Annotated in this window: 12 protein-coding genes and 1 pseudogene; 7 read left to right on the top strand and 6 right to left on the bottom strand. The window is 62.2% G+C overall.

Annotated features, from left to right (window positions below):
- The coding region (locus tag CMI59_RS14710; protein WP_293328988.1) for a carboxyl transferase domain-containing protein at positions 1-1,408 on the top strand (1,408 nt) is incomplete at its 5' end.
- Between the two features lie 6 nt (positions 1,409-1,414).
- On the opposite strand, the gene CMI59_RS14705 is transcribed toward CMI59_RS14710, so the two are convergent.
- Together CMI59_RS14705 and CMI59_RS14700 are read right to left on the bottom strand one after the other, a co-directional pair.
- The gene (locus CMI59_RS14705; protein ID WP_293328987.1) at positions 1,415-2,047 is read right to left on the bottom strand and encodes a TIGR02466 family protein; all 633 of its coding nucleotides are present in this window, start codon (positions 2,045-2,047) and stop codon (positions 1,415-1,417) included.
- 125 nt (positions 2,048-2,172) lie between these two features.
- Positions 2,173-3,078 carry an alpha/beta fold hydrolase gene (locus CMI59_RS14700; RefSeq protein ID WP_293328986.1) on the bottom strand — a complete coding sequence of 302 codons (906 nt, stop codon included), beginning with the start codon at positions 3,076-3,078 and terminating at the stop codon, positions 2,173-2,175.
- A gap of 66 nt (positions 3,079-3,144) precedes the next feature.
- On the opposite strand from CMI59_RS14700, the gene CMI59_RS14695 reads away from it, so the two are divergent.
- The 4 genes from CMI59_RS14695 to CMI59_RS14680 all read left to right on the top strand — a co-directional run bounded on the left by CMI59_RS14695 (position 3,145) and on the right by CMI59_RS14680 (position 12,869).
- Positions 3,145-4,422, top strand: a complete 1,278-nt coding sequence (locus CMI59_RS14695) for a TIGR03032 family protein (RefSeq protein WP_293328985.1) — start codon at positions 3,145-3,147, stop codon at positions 4,420-4,422.
- 267 nt (positions 4,423-4,689) lie between these two features.
- Positions 4,690-11,049 carry an autotransporter domain-containing protein gene (locus tag CMI59_RS14690; protein WP_293328984.1) on the top strand — a complete coding sequence of 2,120 codons (6,360 nt, stop codon included), beginning with the start codon at positions 4,690-4,692 and terminating at the stop codon, positions 11,047-11,049.
- A gap of 112 nt (positions 11,050-11,161) precedes the next feature.
- The gene (locus CMI59_RS14685) at positions 11,162-12,136 is read left to right on the top strand and encodes a hypothetical protein (protein ID WP_293328983.1); all 975 of its coding nucleotides are present in this window, start codon (positions 11,162-11,164) and stop codon (positions 12,134-12,136) included.
- Between the two features lie 118 nt (positions 12,137-12,254).
- Positions 12,255-12,869, top strand: coding sequence for a hypothetical protein (locus tag CMI59_RS14680; protein WP_293328982.1), 615 nt, complete (start codon positions 12,255-12,257; stop codon positions 12,867-12,869).
- Positions 12,870-12,994: 125 nt separating this feature from the next.
- Here the strand turns inward: CMI59_RS14680 and CMI59_RS14675 are convergent, their stop codons facing one another.
- Entirely contained in the window at positions 12,995-13,597 is a 603-nt protein-coding gene (locus CMI59_RS14675; protein ID WP_293328981.1) for a superoxide dismutase, read from the bottom strand.
- 450 nt (positions 13,598-14,047) lie between these two features.
- On the opposite strand from CMI59_RS14675, the gene CMI59_RS14670 reads away from it, so the two are divergent.
- Together CMI59_RS14670 and CMI59_RS14665 are read left to right on the top strand one after the other, a co-directional pair.
- The gene (locus tag CMI59_RS14670) at positions 14,048-14,557 is read left to right on the top strand and encodes an Hsp20 family protein (protein WP_293328980.1); all 510 of its coding nucleotides are present in this window, start codon (positions 14,048-14,050) and stop codon (positions 14,555-14,557) included.
- A gap of 105 nt (positions 14,558-14,662) precedes the next feature.
- The gene (locus CMI59_RS14665) at positions 14,663-14,974 is read left to right on the top strand and encodes a DUF1150 domain-containing protein (RefSeq protein ID WP_293328979.1); all 312 of its coding nucleotides are present in this window, start codon (positions 14,663-14,665) and stop codon (positions 14,972-14,974) included.
- A gap of 93 nt (positions 14,975-15,067) precedes the next feature.
- Here CMI59_RS14665 and ptsN read toward each other — a convergent pair whose 3' ends face one another.
- The 3 genes and pseudogenes from ptsN to CMI59_RS14650 form a co-directional block, all read right to left on the bottom strand.
- Positions 15,068-15,532: a PTS IIA-like nitrogen regulatory protein PtsN gene (gene ptsN / locus CMI59_RS14660; RefSeq protein WP_293328978.1), complete on the bottom strand. Its 465-nt coding sequence runs from the start codon at positions 15,530-15,532 to the stop codon at positions 15,068-15,070.
- Positions 15,533-15,641: 109 nt separating this feature from the next.
- Positions 15,642-16,220, bottom strand: coding sequence for a ribosome-associated translation inhibitor RaiA (gene raiA / locus CMI59_RS14655; protein WP_293328977.1), 579 nt, complete (start codon positions 16,218-16,220; stop codon positions 15,642-15,644).
- A gap of 265 nt (positions 16,221-16,485) precedes the next feature.
- Positions 16,486-16,994, bottom strand: a pseudogene (locus tag CMI59_RS14650) (RNA polymerase sigma-54 factor); the annotation flags it as partial.

Below are 16,994 nucleotides of genomic sequence, written 5' to 3'. Positions count from 1 at the left end.
ATACGGCTCGCTCATCCTTGCCGCGCAGCGCCGCCGCCGCTCGATGGAAGACCTCGTCAAGATGAGCCCGGCGGACGGCCTCATCACCGGCATCGGCACGGTGAATGCAGACAAGTTCGGCGAGGAAAAAGCGCGCGCCATGGTGCTGTCCTACGACTTCACCGTCTTTGCGGGCACGCAGGGCGCGATGAACCACAAGAAGACCGACCGTGTACTGAAGATTGCCGAGGACTGGAAACTGCCTGTCGTCTGGTTCGCCGAAGGCGGCGGCGGGCGGCCCGGCGATACGGATTCGCCGGGCGTGGCGGGGCTCGATACGCCCTCCTTCCTGAAATTCGCGGAACTTTCAGGTCTCGTGCCGCTTGTCAGCATTGTTTCGGGCCGTTGCTTTGCAGGCAACGCCGCGCTGGTCGGCTGTTCCGATGTCATCATCGCCACTGCCAATTCCAATATCGGCATGGGCGGCCCGGCCATGATCGAAGGCGGCGGCCTCGGCGTTTATGCGCCCGAAGAGATCGGCCCCATCGGCGTGCAGACGAAGAACGGCGTCGTGGATATCGCGGTCGAGGACGAGGCGGAGGCCGTCGAGGCGGCGAAGAAATATCTTTCCTATTTCCAGGGCCCGCTGGGCGATTGGGAGGAAGAGGATCAACGCCTTCTCCGTCAGGCGATCCCGGAGAACCGGCTTCGCGTCTATGACATCTACAAGGTGATCGATCTTCTGGCGGATAAGGGCTCGGTGCTGGAGTTGCGCCGCGATTTCGGTATCGGCATCGTCACCGCGCTTGTCCGTATCGGCGGCAAGCCCATGGGGCTGATCGCCAACAACCCGAAATATCTCGCCGGCGCCATCGATGCGCCCGCCGCAGACAAGGCCGCGCGTTTCATGCAGCTTTGCGAAGCGTTCGGCCTGCCGGTCCTGTCGCTTTGCAACACGCCGGGCTTCATGGTGGGGCCGGATGTCGAGGCGGATGCGCAGGTGCGCCGTGTGTCACGCATGTTCGTGACGGCGGCGAGCCTGACCGTTCCCTTTTTCACCGTTGTGCTGCGCAAGGGCTATGGCCTTGGCGCGCAGGCCATGGCGGGCGGCAGCTTCCATGCGCCCTTCTTCAACATCTCATGGCCCACCGGCGAGTTCGGCGGCATGGGGCTCGAAGGCGCGGTGCGGCTCGGCTACAAGCGCGAGATGGAAGCGATCGAGGATCTGGAGGAGCGCGAGGCCTTCTTCCAGAAGATGGTCGCGAAATATTACGAGAACGGCAAAGCCATCAACATGGCGTCCTTCCTCGAAATCGACGAAGTGATCGACCCGATGGAAACCCGCCGCTGGGTGATGCGGGGCCTCGCATCCGTGCCGCCGCGCCGCGAAGCGAAGCCCAAGCACCGGCCGTTCATCGACACCTGGTGAGAGCCGCTACGCGCTCTTGGCCCGGAAGGTCATATTGAAGGCGATGGAGACGCGGCTCTCCTCGCTGAGATTGGGCTCGACCGCGTGCTGCAGCCATGAGGGAAAGACGATCAGCAGGCCGGCCGCGGCGCGGTATTGCAGGGCCTGGCTGTTCATCTTTGTCCGCTCTTTCACCGGATAGACGCTCATGATGCGCTCCCGAATCGGATCGTAGAATTCGATATTGCCGGCGCCCTCCGGCACTTTTGCGTAGTAGGTGCCGGACAGAATGGCATTGGGATGCACATGCGCGCGGTTATAGTCGCGCGGCCCGTTCCTGTTGATCCACATCTCCTGGAAGACGAGGTCGAAGCGGGTGAAATCGAAGGCGAGCCTTTTCGCGCAGCCGACGCAGGTCCGGCCGATGATCCCGCGAATCTCCGCAAGCTCCGGTCGTTTGTGCAGATCGGAGGGGCTGTGCCAGCCGCCGACATTCGACCGCGCCACATTGGGCAGCTCGCGCTCATATGTGTCCATTGCGGTGAGAATATCCGCGTCGATCCGCTCATGGTCGAGAACCTTGCGCGGCCAGATCGGCGTTGCGAACCAGAGTTCCGGCGCATAGCCGTCCTCGGTATCGGGTGTTCGTGTGGCTGGCATGGCGGGGGCGCGATCCACTCTGTCGGCTTGCGGTGTCGAAGGTTGTCCATCCCGCTCAAGCGTATCCTGCATGTCGTTCCGTCTCGTTTTGAAGCTGACAATAAGGGAAGCTATCACCGCGCTGTTCAGCGGGAGCGTGTCGATGCCGCCGATTTGGGGAGATCGCCGGGGCAGGAAGGAGGCCGGGTGGAAAGGGCGGGCCAGCGCGCCGCCCAGTCGCCCTGATGCTCCATATCGGAGAGAACGATCTGCCGCGCGCAATTCGGCACCGGCATGTGGCGGATGAAGCTAGCGGCGATCGTCGGCGGCACGATGTCGTCCTCGCCGCCGGAATAATGGATTTGAGGAAGCCGGGCGATTGTGGCCGCCACGCTTAGAGGATCAAGCGAGTAATCGAGCGGACGCACATGATGGAATGACGTGAACTCGGCGTTGTCCAGTAATCCGGCAATGGTTACGAGGCTCGTAACGTCCTTGCGTCTGGCGGCGAGCAGTGTGGCAATGGCGCCGCCGCCGGAGTATCCGACAAGGCGGAGCGAAGAAGATCCGGTCTGCGCCTTGATTTTGTTCAGCGCCTCATTCATCGCGGCGACGACTTCTTCGCTGTAGGGGGCAAGGGTCCATAATTCCGGGCGGCAGTTGCGTGCGGTTCCGTTCTCCGCCCCGGTGAATTGGCACGGTCGGGCAAGATAGACGGTATTCGGTCCGGGATCGGAGGCAGCGACCGCAAGCATGGTCATGGAGACCGGCGTCGGGTCGGATGAGGGCTTGTTTCGTGTTTGCCAGGCGGCGCCGTCTCCCTCGATGAAGACGGTGAGCGCTTCGCCGGGGGTGCGGATATTTCTGAATCCAACCAGATCGAACCTTGTTGTCGCAATGCGGAACTTCTCAAGCTCCCCCTGCTGCGCCACGCTTGCAGCCTTGGTCTCCCGCTCTGCAAGCGGGGGAGCGCCTGCGCATCCGGCCAGGGCCATGGCCAGGAGGCCGGTCGCCAATCGTATCAGATCGCCGCGCATATTCGTGAACCCCATGAGCTTGCGCTTCCTTTCCTGAGACGAGCGGTTCATGCGTCAGCAATCTTGTGGGTGGAGAGAAACGTGTCCAACAGGAAATCCGAAGTGAAGAAAGCCACGTCCGGCAAGGAGCCGGAAAAAGAGGCTGGAAAAGAAGGGGCCGCCGCCGGCGCTCCCGCCGACCATAAGAATGCGCCAGGGCAGGCGGCGCAACCGGCAAAACCCAAGACGCAGATTTCCTGCTCGCGCGGCTTCTCCGACTGGATGGCCCAGAACAATCTGAGCTTCGGCTTCACCTCCTATCAGTCCGGGCGGCTTTATCTTGTCGGGCGCCTGCCGCGCGGAAGAATAAGTTTCCACGAAAGGCATTTCGTGCGGGCCATGGGCGTCGCCGCCACGCCGCAGCGGCTCTATCTGGCAAACCATTTCCAGATATGGCGGATGGAAAACATATTGCCCGCCAATGCCAGCGTGGACGGCTTCGACCGCAACTACGTGCCGAGAAACGCCCAGACCACCGGCGATCTCGACGTGCATGAACTGGGGGTCGACAAGAACGGCCGGATTATTTTCGTGAACACGAAATATTCCTGTCTCGCCACGCCGAGCCTCACCCACAGTTTTCGTCCGATCTGGAAGCCGCCCTTCATCTCCCGCCTCGCGCCGGAGGACCGCTGCCATTTGAACGGCCTTGCCATGCAGGACGGAGAGCCGCGCTACGTGACGGCCGTCTGCAAGAGCGACATCGTCACGGGCTGGCGCGACCGGCGCGCCGAAGGCGGCTGCATCATCGATGTGACGACCGATCGGATCGTGACGGAAAAGCTTTCCATGCCCCATTCGCCGCGCCTGCACAATGGCAAGCTCTGGGTGCTGAATTCCGGCCGTGGCGAATTATGCACGGTAGACCCCGATACCGGCGCATTGGAAGCGGTGGCGTTTCTGCCCGGCTTCCTGCGCGGTCTCGCCTTTGCAGGGCCTTATGCCTTTGTCGGGCTTTCCCTGCCGCGCGATGGATCGTTCTCTGGCCTGGAGCTGGACGGCGAGCTGGCCCGGCGCGACGCGGAGCCCTGGTGCGGCGTGCAGGTCGTGGACACGCGCACGGGCGACATCGTGCAATGGATCAGGCTGACCGGTGAGGTGAGAGAACTCTTCGATGTCTTCGTTCTGCCGGGCGTGCGCAATCCGATGGCGACGGGACTGATGGACAGCCAGATCCAGAGTCTGGTGACCATAGAAAACTGGGCGCCGGACGATTTGCCGGCGGACGGGGTTCCGGACGGGGACGACGCCGACCGGGCGCCAACGCCTGAGAAGCCGGCGCCGGAAATGCAGGCCGACATCGTCGCGGAAGACGCCTGACAAGCTAATCAGTAAACAGATCGTTAGGAAAATTCAGCGCGGCCGGCGTTTGTCGGCTGCGCTTTTCGTGCGTGAACGGTCACGCACCATGTTGGATCGAATATGGATGCGAAAGGGGTCGCGGGACTGCACATCCTTGTTGAGTGTGCGCGTACCCGGGCTTGATACTCCGAGCCACGTTTATGAGTCCTGCATGCCGATGCATCGATGGAATTGGGCACTCCGGAGATGCAGGCGGATGCGACTGTTACCTTTTGGGGGAAATGAATGAGCCGCAATAAGCGCACGCCCGCAACCGCATTGTCTTCGTCGAAGATCGCCGGAAGCGCCTACAATTACTACAGCATGACCGTCGAAAATCAGCGGGGTACGGATCAAGGTACCGCCAGCAAGATGCGGCGGATCTTTGCATCGGCACTTCTTTCGACGGCATCCGCAGTTGTGATCGCGAGCCTTTCCGGTTCTCCTGCGCGCGCAGCGCCGATAGGCGGCGGGGCTTGCGTTCCGTTGACGCCCCAGAACGGCGATACGGTCACCTGCGCCGGCACATTCGAAGAAACGCTCTCCTTTTCCGAAGTCGAAGACCTGACGGTCGTGCTGCAGGTTGGCGCGACGGTGCGGCCTTTTTCCGAGGACGCGGAGGGCATCACCGTCTTTGCCGAAAATGAAGAATACGGCAATGGAACGGTCAAGAATTACGGTCTGATCATCACCGGCGGCGAGATCGGCGAAGGCGCTGACGGTATCGATGTCAGAACCAAGTATGACGCGACGGTCGTCAATGGTGCTTCGGGCTTTGTGTCGACCTATGGTTACCAGTCGGACGGTATCGTCGCCGAAGCCTATTACGGCGATGCAAGTGTCACAAATGCGGGCACGGTCGGCACGAACGGTGAAAATGCTCTCGGCCTCGTGGCGTATTCCTATTGGGGCACCGCCTATGCGGGCAATAGCGGGACCGTTTCGACGGACGGCGACCACTCGAATGCGGTCTATGCATCGGGCGATGAAGGCGCGACGGCGGTCAATACCGGCCGGATCAGCACGGATGGCGAGGACTCCTATGCTGTGGTCGCCCTCTCCCATGGAGGCAATGCGAAAGCGACGAATGACGGCGTGATCGAACTCTTCGGATACGCGGCGACCGCCCTCTACGCCGGTTCCGGCGAGGGCGATGCAACGGTTCGCAACTATGCCAATGGTGAAATCACCACCGCTGACGGTTTCGATGTCGATGGCGGAGCGGCCTGGAGCTACGACGGAGATGCAACGGCGTCCAACGCCGGCGAGATCTCTCTTCATGGCGACAATTCTTCGGGCCTGATCGCCGTGGCCGCCCATGGAAAGGCAGAGGCGACCAATAGCGGCTCGATAAACATTTATGGCGAGACGGAAGGCGTTTCCTTCGAGGGGGCGGTTGCAGGCCTCACCGGTGCCAACCCGGAAGAGGTCGTGGACGATCTGTCGGTCGGTCTCATCGCGGTCGGTGAGACGGCTTCGGCAATCAACTATGCCGATGGCGATATCGTCGCCACGGGCCAGGATGCGGCGGGCATGCTTGTCGTCGCCACCTCGAGCTCATATGCCGCGAGCGGCAAGAATTACGGCTCGATTTCCACCGGCCAGGTGAGCATAGAGCCTCATACGGAAGAACCCCATCTGCCGGGCGGTGAATCAACCCATCCGGAAGAACCCGATCTGACCACGGGCTATCATGACGCGGCCTTCGGCATGCTGGTGATCGGCGGCGAGGGCGGTGCGAGCGTCTATAATGGCGGCGACATCGAAACCTATGGCGTCGGCAGTGTCGGCGCCATGGCGGCGGCGGACGGCGTCGCAACCGCGACCAATGCCGGAGACATCTCCACCGGTACAGTGGGCGGCGAAGCCTATTCCGCCGGAGAGGACGGCCGTCAGGCACCCGGGCTCATCGCTATTTCGGCGAGCAGGGACGCCACGGCCACCAACCAGGAAGGGGGCTCGATCGAAACGTCGGGCGACAGTTCCTCCGGTATCGTGGCCCTCGCGCCGCACGGCACGGCCGCTGCTGAAAACTACGGCCAGGTCACGGTGAACGGCGAAGTCGACGGCATCGAGGCCGGTGAACTCGTCAACATCGTCCTCGGCGCCGGTGAGCCGGCCTATTCCGAAGAAGTGGCGGCGAAATATCTTGCAACCGGCGTGGTGGCCATCGGCGACCGTGCGACGGTGTGGAACCATGAAGGAGCGACCGTCACCGGCACGGGTAAGGACGCTTCGGGCATGCTGGCGGTAGCGACGTCGACGGAATATGCCGCGCTGGCGCGCAATGACGGCACCATCACCACCGCCCAGACCGAGGGGTATCACGATGCCGCCTTCGGTATGGTCGCGATCGGTGGCGAAGGAGGCGCGGGCGTCAATAACACCGGTGACATTCAGACGGGAGGCCTTCTGGGCTTCGGCGCACTCGCTGCAGCGGATGGCGACGCCGTCGGTTACAATTCCGGCACCATCACCACCGGTAGCAGCGAAACCGCCGGCGATGATCTGGGTGGCTTCGGCATTGCCGCGGCCTCGCTCAGCGGCACGGCCTATGTAAAAAATAGCGGCGACATCGAAACCTTCGGTTCTGCGGGACTTGGCGCCGTCGCCATCGCCGGCGGAACGCCCGATGGTCTCGGAGAGCCGGGAGGTCACTTCCTGGAGCTGGCAAAATACCTGCCCGATATCGTTGCCGAATACGGCACGGCCCTGGTGCGCAACGATGCCGACGCGAGCATCGTGACGCATGGCGATTTCGGTATCGGTACCGCCGCTATCGGTTTCCTTGCCGGTGTGGAAAACCACGGATCGATCCAGACGGACGGTCTGGCATCCATGGGCGCCGTTGCGCTTGGACTTTATGCGAGCGCGTATAACGCGGCGGGCGCGACGATTACGACCGGCGCCGCCGACGGCGACGGCATTGCCGCTGTCGGTATGCTGGCCGGCGGCCTTGGTATGGGTGCCGTGAAAAACGATGGCACCATCACAACCTATGACACGGGCGGCATCGCTGCGGCCGCGATCGGTGCGAAATATGCCGTGGCACAGAACGGTGAAGGCGGAGACATCACGACGGAGGGCGATTACAGTCTCGGCCTGGCGGCCGCGAGCCTCTTCTCGGCGCTGGCCTATAATGACGGTGACATTTCGACCAGTGGCGACTTTTCCATGGGTGTGGCCGCGGTCGGCTCGCTCTACACGGTCCTGAACGAACTCGATTACGAGCCGATCACCGGCATTCTCGAAGGCCTGGGAGGTTATCTGGGCGGCATCGAAGGGCCCGTCGGAGACGGCGAATTTATCGGCGCTGCCGCGATAAATGACACGAACGGCACTGTCGACACACAAGGCGATGTGTCGCTTGGCGTGATGGCGCTCAACTTCGATAGGGCGGCATTGGCCGGCAATCGCGGCAGTGTCACGACAAGTGGCGAATATGCGATTGGCGTCGGTGCGTTCAGCGTCGGTGGCGACGCCTATGCCTATAATGACGGAACCATCGAAACATCTGGCGACCATGCCGTGGGGCTGATGGCTTCCGGCGGCGCCGACCCTGTCTGGGCGCTGCTCTCGGTGAGCGGCCTCGAACCAGGCGATCTCGAAACCGTCTTCCCCGACCTTGAGCCTTACGACATGGAAGGCGATGTCATTGCCGTCAACGACGAGGGGTCGATTTCGACGACCGGCTCCTATGCGACGGGTATCGCTGCCTGGACGAGCAATGGCGAAGCCAAGGCGCTCAATAACGGTACCGTGACGACGGGGTCGGCAGTCCAACCGCTGACGCTGGATGAAGGCGGCGTCGGCTCCCATGGCCTTTGGGTGCGCAGTCAGGGCGATGACGTTCTTTCCACGGCCTATGCCCGGAATGACGGCACCGTTACGACATGGGGCGACGAAGCCGATGGCATGCGGGTCGAGGCGTTCGAGGAAAACGTCGATATTACCGGCGGCGATGCGATGGACCGCGTTTCCGACGGGGCCATCATCGTGGCCGGTGCGGTCAATACCGGCGGCATCGTAACGCATGGCGATGGGGCCGACGGCATCGCCGCCCAAGCGACCGGCGACGTGCGCTATTACGACGATGTCGAATATCAATTCGTCCATCTGGACGTCGGTGTGAGAGTCGACAATAGCGGCTCCATCACGACATATGGCGATTACAGCAACGGCGTGAGTGCGCAGGGCCCGCATGTCGAGGTCGTCAATGAGGCGGATGCCACGATCACGGTGAACGGCGATTATTCGGTCGGTATCGAGGCCCATTCCTCCGGCACGGTCACCACCGAGGTCGCAAATGCCGGCACCATCACGGTCAATGGCGACTATTCGGCGGGCATCTATGCCACGGGCGATTATGTCACCATCGAGAACGGCACGACGGGCGTGATCGACGCTTCGGACTCCTATGCCGATGTTATTCCGGGTGACGAGTACGGCCTCGGTATCCTCGTGAACGACTCTCGCGACATCACCATCGACAATGCCGGCAAGATCTACGGCACGGTCGCGGTGGGATATGCGTTCGGCTTCCACATCGGCAGCGCTTTCTACAACGACACGGACCTCACCAATACCGGCACCATTGAAGGCAATGTGATCCTCGCTTCCGGCGACGACACGGTGCTGAACGAGGGCGGTAAGGTCTCGGGCGGTATCTATACCGGCCGCGGCAATGACGACGTCACCATTGCCGGTACCGGCAACGAGATCGGTTACGGCATTCACTCCAGCGCCGACGAATATGGCTATTCGACGCTTGCCTTCGAGCAGACCGACAAGCTGACGCTGGGCAATGGCGCAGCGCACAGCATCTTTGAAGGCCCGGGCGGCCTGTCGCCCGCGGGCGCCAATGGTGTTGGGATCAGCGGTTTCGATCAGATCGACTTCAAGGACGGCACCACCGTCTTCGACGAAACCGACATCCTGACCAACAAATATGCTGGCGATATCGTCGTGCATCAGGGGGCCAGGGTCTCTGCGCTGGACGACATGTGGATCGGCGCCGGAAGCTTCACGGTCGGTACCGGATCGGGCGAAGAGGTCGCTACCTATGCCGATCTCGAACTCACCCATGGTGCGACCATCCACTCCAATGCCGATTTCAATCTCGCCAATGGCGGGCGGCTCATCGTCGGCATCAATGGCGACTATGACACCGGCTCCATTGAAACCTCCGGCGAGATCCATGTTGCCGGACCGACGCTTGAGGGCGAAACGGTGGTGGAGCCCGGCTTCACCGTCTATGCGAATGTGATCGCGGGTATCGATCTCACGGTGGGGCATGACCTGACCATCGGCTATGCCGAAGGCGGGGTCTCTCTGACAGGCGACGCGGCGCCCACCGTGGTCGACAATTCGATCCTCTTCAACTTCACCACGGGCGCGAGCGAAAACGATCTCTATCTGACGGTCGGCCGCGAGAAGTCGATCAACGACATCATCGACGAAGGCGGCGACGGCACACCGAACAAGGACAGTATCTCCAGTGCGCTGGAGGGTTATCTGTCCAATGTGCCGAACGACAATCCGATCATCGTTTATCTCTCGGGCAATTGGCCGAACGATCCGGAGGCCCAGGCCGCGGCTCTGCGCAAGCTGGTCGAGGATACGGTACCGGACGAGGCGGCCCTTTCCGGCCAGACTGTGGTTTCCGCCACCGATGCCGTGCTCGACCTGATTATGGACCGGCTGAGCGGCGGCGGTCTCCAGACCGCCTCCAGCGAGAGCGGCCCGAGCGGCGTCTCCGCGGGCGATATGCCCCTGGGCGGCGACGGCAAATGGGCTCTGTGGGGCCGTGCCGGCAAGAACTGGGCGACATTCACGCCGTCCGGCGCCAATGGCTTCGATTCCGATAGCTGGGGCATCTCCGGCGGCATAGACGGCGAAGTCGCCGACAAGCTGCGTGTGGGTGTTTCCTACTTCTACACCAAGGCCAATTTCGACGCGAACGGCGCCGGCGCAAACAGCAACGCCGACATCGACGGCAATGGTGTCGTGGTCTATGCGACCTACCAGCCGAACCCCTGGTACCTCAATGCGTCGCTGGGCTATGGCTGGAACAGCTACAAGAGCAAGCGCTTCGTGACCGGCTTCGGCACCAATGAAGCCAATTACGACAGCAATCAGATCATGGGCCGCGCCGAGCTCGGCTACATCCTGTCCGAAGGGGCGTTCGACATCACGCCGCATATCGGTCTCCGGGTGAACCTGCTCGACATCGACAGCTACACGGAAACCGGACCCGCGCCGGCCGTCTCGATCGATAGCAGAAGCGTCAACAGCGTACGTGGCGTGCTGGGTCTCGGGGTGCGCTATGAGGCCGACCTCGGGAGTGCGGGCAAGATCGTTCCGGAAGGATATGTCCGTCTGCTGAACGAGTTCGGCAATCCGGACGAGGCCATCACCGGTAACATCGTCAGCGGTGGCGTCTTCAATGTGAAGACGGTCGCCCGGGACGATCTCAGCTACGCCGTCGGTGCCGGCCTGACCTATGAGATGAACGAGAGCGTCAGCCTTCGCGTCCATTACAATGGTGAGTTCCAGAGTGACTACGATGAACACGCAGTCTCCGCATCGTTCCGCTTCGCCTTCTGAGGACGGGACGGCGGCAGAAAAAGGACGGCACGCCGAAAGGGGTGCCGTCCCTCTTTCAGACCCTGCCGATATCGTCTATCGGCCGGTCTGGCGCAGGAACGACGAATGCGTCATGCGCGATGCCATGGAGATGTGGCAGGCCGAAGGAGCCCTGCCCGAAGGGGTCGATCCGGCCGAGCGCGCCAGGGAGCTCGTCATCGCCATCTATGACGGCGAGATGCTGGCGGGATGCCTCACGGCGGATTTTCATCCCATGCGCGAGCTGGAGGAGAAGTTTGCTTTCGCCCGCAGCTTCATCCGCCCGGCCTGGCGGGGCGCACGGCTGACGGATCGCTTGATGATCGACGGTCATGCCGAACTTGGCCGATGGGCCGCTGCGAATCCGCAAGAGAAGCTGGCCGGATCTGCCGCGATCTATCAGAACGCCAATCTCGGCGCCCGTCCGGTCGAACCGTCGGGGTTGACCTTGATCGGCTTCACCGGAAAAGGCCTCCAGAAGCGGGTGCTCTGGTTCGATCACTACCGCTTGCCGGTCGCCGACGACATGCAGGCGCAGGAGGCGGCTTCCGACGGCGGAACTGATTGGAATTTGACGCCGGTTGGAGTGGGCGTCGCGCGCGATCGCGCCCTGCGCGAGGAGGCTTGCCGGTTCTGGCGCGAGGCGAAGGCCTTTGCACCGGACACGGATCTTTCCGATCCCGCCGCGGCATTGAGCATGGTGGCGCATGACGGGGAGGAGATGATTGCGACCTCCTCGCTGCGCATGATCCGGGTGCCTGCCCTCCGGCGCAGCTTTGCGATGCTCCGCTGTTTCGTGGCGCCGCGCTGGCGCGGCACCGGTCTGCGCGAAGCGCTGGCGGCTGAAAACTTCAGGCTCGCCGAAGCGGAGGCCGCAAACAGCGACAACGCGGCATTGCCCGCCGGTGTCCTCACGATATGCAGCGGTGGCGACCGCTCGCCGCTTCCCGTCGATGCGGCGGGCTTTTTGCTGGCCGGCTATGCGCCGGGCCGCGATCAGGTTCGGCTGCGCTGGTTCGGTCATGCGAAAATTCCCGACACGCGTCTCGGCCTGTCCGCGTTAGGGTAAAATTACCGTTTAAAAACAGATGACTAGGGTGTTGTGCGCTGCATGATTTCCGCATGCCTGAGTGAGTGGTATGCTGACGGTTCCGCCAAAGGGGAATGCGCGGAATAGGGGAGGAACCATGAACGAGCACGCGGCGCTAGGCTATCTGCAAACGGACGCAAACCCGCTCATCCGGGCGATCGAGGCGGGGGTCGCAATCATGCGGTCGGAAGAGGCGTTCCGTCTTTATTCGGTGGCGCTGATCGCCGCCCTTCTGCTGGTTTCGGTGATGGTTGTCTGGCGTATCCTTGCCGGCGCGACGGCTGAAAACGCGCCCGAACATGATGTGCGCCGCCGGCTGGCTCATCGCTTCACCGGCTTGATGATCTGGGGCTTTGGCGTGCCGAGCCTTGCGCTGTTCGGCGGCATTGCCGCTTACGTCGGTCTCATCGGCGGTGCCCCCGTCTTTGTCGATGTGGCGAACGGCCAGGCGATGGCGGCCCCCGGCCTGGGCGCGATCGGCCTCTTCGTAACGGCCCAGCTCGTGCAGGCGGCGCTCCTCGATATCTTCCACATCTATGCAAGCTTCGGTGCGACGCTGAGTGTCCACCCGGAAGCGACGGCATTCGGCGCCTTGGTGATCGCCTATCGCCTCACCATCGCATTGTCGACGCTGGGGCTTCTCTATCTGCTCTGGCGCTCCACCCGCATCCTGTCGCGGAGCGTGGCGGCGTCGAAATCCCAGCACGCCTGACGACCAGCACGCCTGACGACCGGCACATCTGACCATCAGGCCCCGGCACAACTGAAACGACATAAAAAGCCGCACCCGGACGATCCGGGTGCGGCTTGTCTTTTGCCCGTCAGGGGAGAAGCGGTTTAGAGCGCCGCTTCGTAATTCGCCTCGGCGAATTCCCAGTTGATCAGGTGATCGACGAAGGTCGTCAGATAGTCCGGACGGCGGTTCTGATAGTCGAGGTAGTAGGTGTGCTCCCACACATCGGTGGTGAGGATGGGCACATCCTTGCCGGTGATCGGCGTCTCGGCATTGGCCGTTCCATAGACGGCAAGCTTGCCTTCCGGCGTCAGCACGAGCCACGCATAGCCCGAGCCGAACTGGCCGGCGCCAACCTTTTTGAATTCGTCTTTGAACTGTTCGACGCCGCCGAAATCTTCCTTGATCTTGTCGGCCAGCTTGCCCTTGGGCTCGCCGCCGCCATTCGGCTTCATGGAGTTCCAGTAGAAGGTGTGGTTCCACACCTGGGCGGCATTGTTGAACACGCCCTTCTTGGAGGCGTCGCCCGCGACCTTGCGGATCAGCTCGACGAGTTCCAGATCGGCAAGGTCGGTGCCCTCGATGAGCTTGTTGCCATTGGTCACATAGGCCTGATGGTGCTTGCCATAGTGAAAGGACAGCGTCTCGGCGGAAATGTGCGGGGCGAGCGCATCCATTTCATAGGGAAGTTTGGGGAGTTCGAGCATGGGCTTCTCCTTACTGGTTTGACGCGGCTCCGAGAGTCCGGAGCCGGACCGATCCAACGCATACGCAACTGAACGCCGCGCGCATCGGGTTGTCCGCATGGGATACGGAATTGGTTATATGCCTCCACTAATCGGAGATGACGACGGGATTTTCAAGACGGTAGAAAAAAATTTATTAGAGAACAAAGCTACTTATGGGCCAGCGCATAATCCCTAAAAAAATGGGGCCAATACCCCGGCGGTTGGGCGACACGCGCTAAACCCTTGAGTCCGTGGCACGAATTTTAGGCCGCGCGCTCCCGCCGGCCGCCTGCGCCCCCCGGTGCGATGAACTTGCAACGGCGCGACGGAATTACCACATCTTATGGAACGGCGCCCATCCCGGGGCCGTGCCTTGCGGAGTGCCCGCGGGGCGGAGCCAAAGTCGCTTGGAAGAGGACTTTGAAGGCCATGAGCCGTATGACGCAGTTCAACAGTCCGTTTCTGCTCGGTTTTGAACAGATCGAGCAACTTCTGGATCGTGTGGCGAAATCCTCGGATGGATATCCGCCCTACAATGTCGAGCAGCTGCCTGCGCTGGACAATGAGGGCGAAGGCGCCTCGACGGACCTGCTGCGCATCACGCTGGCGGTTGCCGGTTTCTCCCGCGACGAACTATCCGTCACGGTCGAGGACAACCAGCTCGTCATTCAGGGCCGCCAGCGCGAGGAGAACGACGCGAATTATCTCCATCGCGGCATCGCCGCCCGCCAGTTCCAGCGCAAATTCGTGCTGGCCGAAGGTGTGGAGGTCGTCGGCGCCAAACTGGAGCACGGTCTTCTGATCATCGACCTTCTTCGCCCGGAACCGGCGAGAACGGTCCGCCGTATCGAAATCGATGACGGTGGTGGAAGAAACAAGGGGTCAACAATCTCTTCCTCGCGCCCCGGGCGTAAACGGATCGAGGAGGATGCGGTCTGAATTGGAGCGCGTCGCGGAAAAGGCGCGTGGCAATAAAACGACCGTCGAGGTCGTCGTGCGGTGCTGAGGCAAGACCCGCGGCGAGCCGTCTGAAAGGAGTATGATATGCGTAAGGACAATGACCGGATCGACGATACCGGAAACGAAATACCGAATGCCGGCTGGGGCGCGGAGGATCTGCGCACACTGAGCGACGAGGCGTTCGCCAATGCGGGCGTGGGCAACATCGTCTATGTGCGCGAGGTGCTGGCAGGCGAGCTGGTGTCGGAGTTCGGCAACGAGATCGATGTACCCGCCGATACCATGCTGTATTCGGTCCATGCCGCCAATGGCGAGCGCATGGCCGTGCTGGACAATCGCGATGCCGCCTTCGCTGGCGCGCGCCAGTACGACCTGGAGCCCGTCAGCGTACACTGACCGGCATAGACGCGCCGCCGAATGCGCCCGCTCGAAAATGCGAAGCCCCGCCGTCTCCGGCGGGGCTTTTGCTTGTCGCGGCGTGCGTTGCGCTCAGACGGTGCTTGTCGCGGCGGGTTCTGTCAGAATGGCGTAAAGCGCAGTGGCATCGTCGGTCGCGCGGAGTTTTTCCACCACCGCGCTGTTCCGGAGCAGGCGCGATACGCGCGCCAGCGCTTTCAGATGGTCCGCGCCGGCGCTTTCCGGCGCCAGCAGCAGGAAAATCAGGTCCACCGGCTGGTCGTCCACCGATTCGAAGTCGATCGGCGTGTCGAGCCGCGCAAACAGCCCGTGCAGTCGGTCCAGTTCGCCCAACTTGCCATGAGGAATGGCAATGCCCTGGCCCACGCCCGTGGAGCCCAGACGCTCTCGCTCGAGCAGCGTTTCGAAAATAGAGCGCTCGGATACGCCAATAAGGCCTGCCGCGCGTGCGGCAAGCTCCTGCAGCGCCTGCTTCTTGCTGGTGACCTTGAGATGCGCAAGCACCCCCTCCGGCCGTACCAGATCTTCAAGCTCCATGATCCGAACCCTGTTCTGCTGAGGCTGTGGCCGAATCGCTGCCCGATGCGCCGGCCGGGGGCCGGGCTGGGGGCGTGCGCTGGCTAGAGCGGTAAAGCTTCTCACGGTCTCAAGCCTTTTGTGAATCGCGGCTGGTATCGATCCAGCCGATATTGCCGTCCTGACGCCGGTAAACGAGACAGAGGCCGCCATCGCCATTGCGGAACATGACGAAGGGGGCGTCGCTCAGATCCATGCGCATGACGGCGTCGCCGACGCTGAGTTTCGGAATATCCGTCGTGCCCTCGGCGATGATGACGGGCTGCGCGTCTTCTTCGACCTCCTCGTGCTCGGCGACCGCTTCAATCACGAAGGACGGCACCGTCTCGGCGGGAAGTTCGGGCTTGTTGTGGTTGTTGTGGTTTTTCAGCTTGCGCTTGTGGCGGCGCAGCCTCTTCTCCAGCCGCTCCAGCGCAGCGTCGAAGGCGGCATAGGCTTCCGTCGCCTCGCCCTCGGCTTTCACATACATGCCGGAGCTCAGATGCACCGCGCAATCCGCGCGATAGTTGAAGCCATCCTTGGTGATGGTGACGTTCGCATCTACCGAACGATCGAAATATTTGTCGACAGCGGCTTCGAGCCGGTCGGTAACATGGGTGCGGAGCGCATCTCCGATGTCGAGATGATGGCCGCTAACCTGAACCTGCATTGAGAGACCTTTCCGGGTCGCAATGTCCCGATGGACTGCCTGTGGCGAAGCGCGCCCCCTGTCCGAAGGGCATCGCCCCGAGGCAGGATTGGCTTCTGCTGTCTACCGCGCCGCGGAGATTCTATCTGCCGCGTCGTCATCAAGCGCGTGGAAACTAGTGGGGCCTTCATAAGGTGTCAACCGGGACCCTTATAGAGCCTTAAATCCTTTTTAAATCAGTGTGTTATGGGGCATGAGGCGGCCCGGCTGCGCGGCGTCGCCCCGCTCAGGCATAGGCCTTCTTTTCCCGCCGGCGCTGGACCGAGGATGGAATGCTGAGGGCTTCCCGGTACTTCGCGACCGTGCGCCGGGCGATGTCGATACCCTGGCCTTTCAGGATTTCCACGATGTTGTCGTCGGAAAGGACGGCGTCGGGCCGCTCCGAGTCGATCAGTTCCCTGATGCGGTGCCGTACGGACTCCGCCGAATGCGACGCGCCGCCCTCTGTCCCGGCGATGGCCGAGGTGAAAAAATACTTCAACTCGAAAATGCCGCGCGGCGTGGCGATGTATTTGTTCGAGGTGACGCGGCTGACGGTGGATTCATGCATCGAGATCGCGTCCGCCACCGTCTTCAGGTTCAACGGCCGCAAATGCTGCACGCCGTACATCAGGAACGCATCCTGCTGCCGGATGATTTCGGACGCCACTTTCAGGATCGTGCGCGCGCGTTGGTCGAGGCTCTTCACCAGCCAGTTCGCATTGTTGAGGCACTCCGACACATAGGCCTTGGCCT

The organism is Parvibaculum sp. (assembly GCF_002684405.1).
Taxonomy (GTDB): Bacteria; Pseudomonadota; Alphaproteobacteria; order Parvibaculales; family Parvibaculaceae; genus Parvibaculum.
The sequence above is the reverse complement of the archived record's forward strand: the minus strand, read 5'-3'. Positions and strand labels throughout refer to the sequence as shown.

Excerpts from the sequence above, each read along its gene's own strand:
- CMI59_RS14705 (WP_293328987.1), bottom strand. The coding sequence starts at position 2,047 with ATGCCAGCCACACGAACACCCGATACCGAGGACGGCTATGCGCCGGAA.
- CMI59_RS14665 (WP_293328979.1), top strand. The coding sequence starts at position 14,663 with ATGCGTAAGGACAATGACCGGATCGACGATACCGGAAACGAAATACCG.
- CMI59_RS14685 (WP_293328983.1), top strand. The coding sequence starts at position 11,162 with ATGCGCGATGCCATGGAGATGTGGCAGGCCGAAGGAGCCCTGCCCGAA.
- CMI59_RS14670 (WP_293328980.1), top strand. The coding sequence starts at position 14,048 with ATGAGCCGTATGACGCAGTTCAACAGTCCGTTTCTGCTCGGTTTTGAA.
- raiA (WP_293328977.1), bottom strand. The coding sequence starts at position 16,220 with ATGCAGGTTCAGGTTAGCGGCCATCATCTCGACATCGGAGATGCGCTC.
- CMI59_RS14690 (WP_293328984.1), top strand. The coding sequence starts at position 4,690 with ATGAGCCGCAATAAGCGCACGCCCGCAACCGCATTGTCTTCGTCGAAG.
- CMI59_RS14675 (WP_293328981.1), bottom strand. The coding sequence starts at position 13,597 with ATGCTCGAACTCCCCAAACTTCCCTATGAAATGGATGCGCTCGCCCCG.
- CMI59_RS14680 (WP_293328982.1), top strand. The coding sequence starts at position 12,255 with ATGAACGAGCACGCGGCGCTAGGCTATCTGCAAACGGACGCAAACCCG.
- ptsN (WP_293328978.1), bottom strand. The coding sequence starts at position 15,532 with ATGGAGCTTGAAGATCTGGTACGGCCGGAGGGGGTGCTTGCGCATCTC.
- CMI59_RS14700 (WP_293328986.1), bottom strand. The coding sequence starts at position 3,078 with ATGGGGTTCACGAATATGCGCGGCGATCTGATACGATTGGCGACCGGC.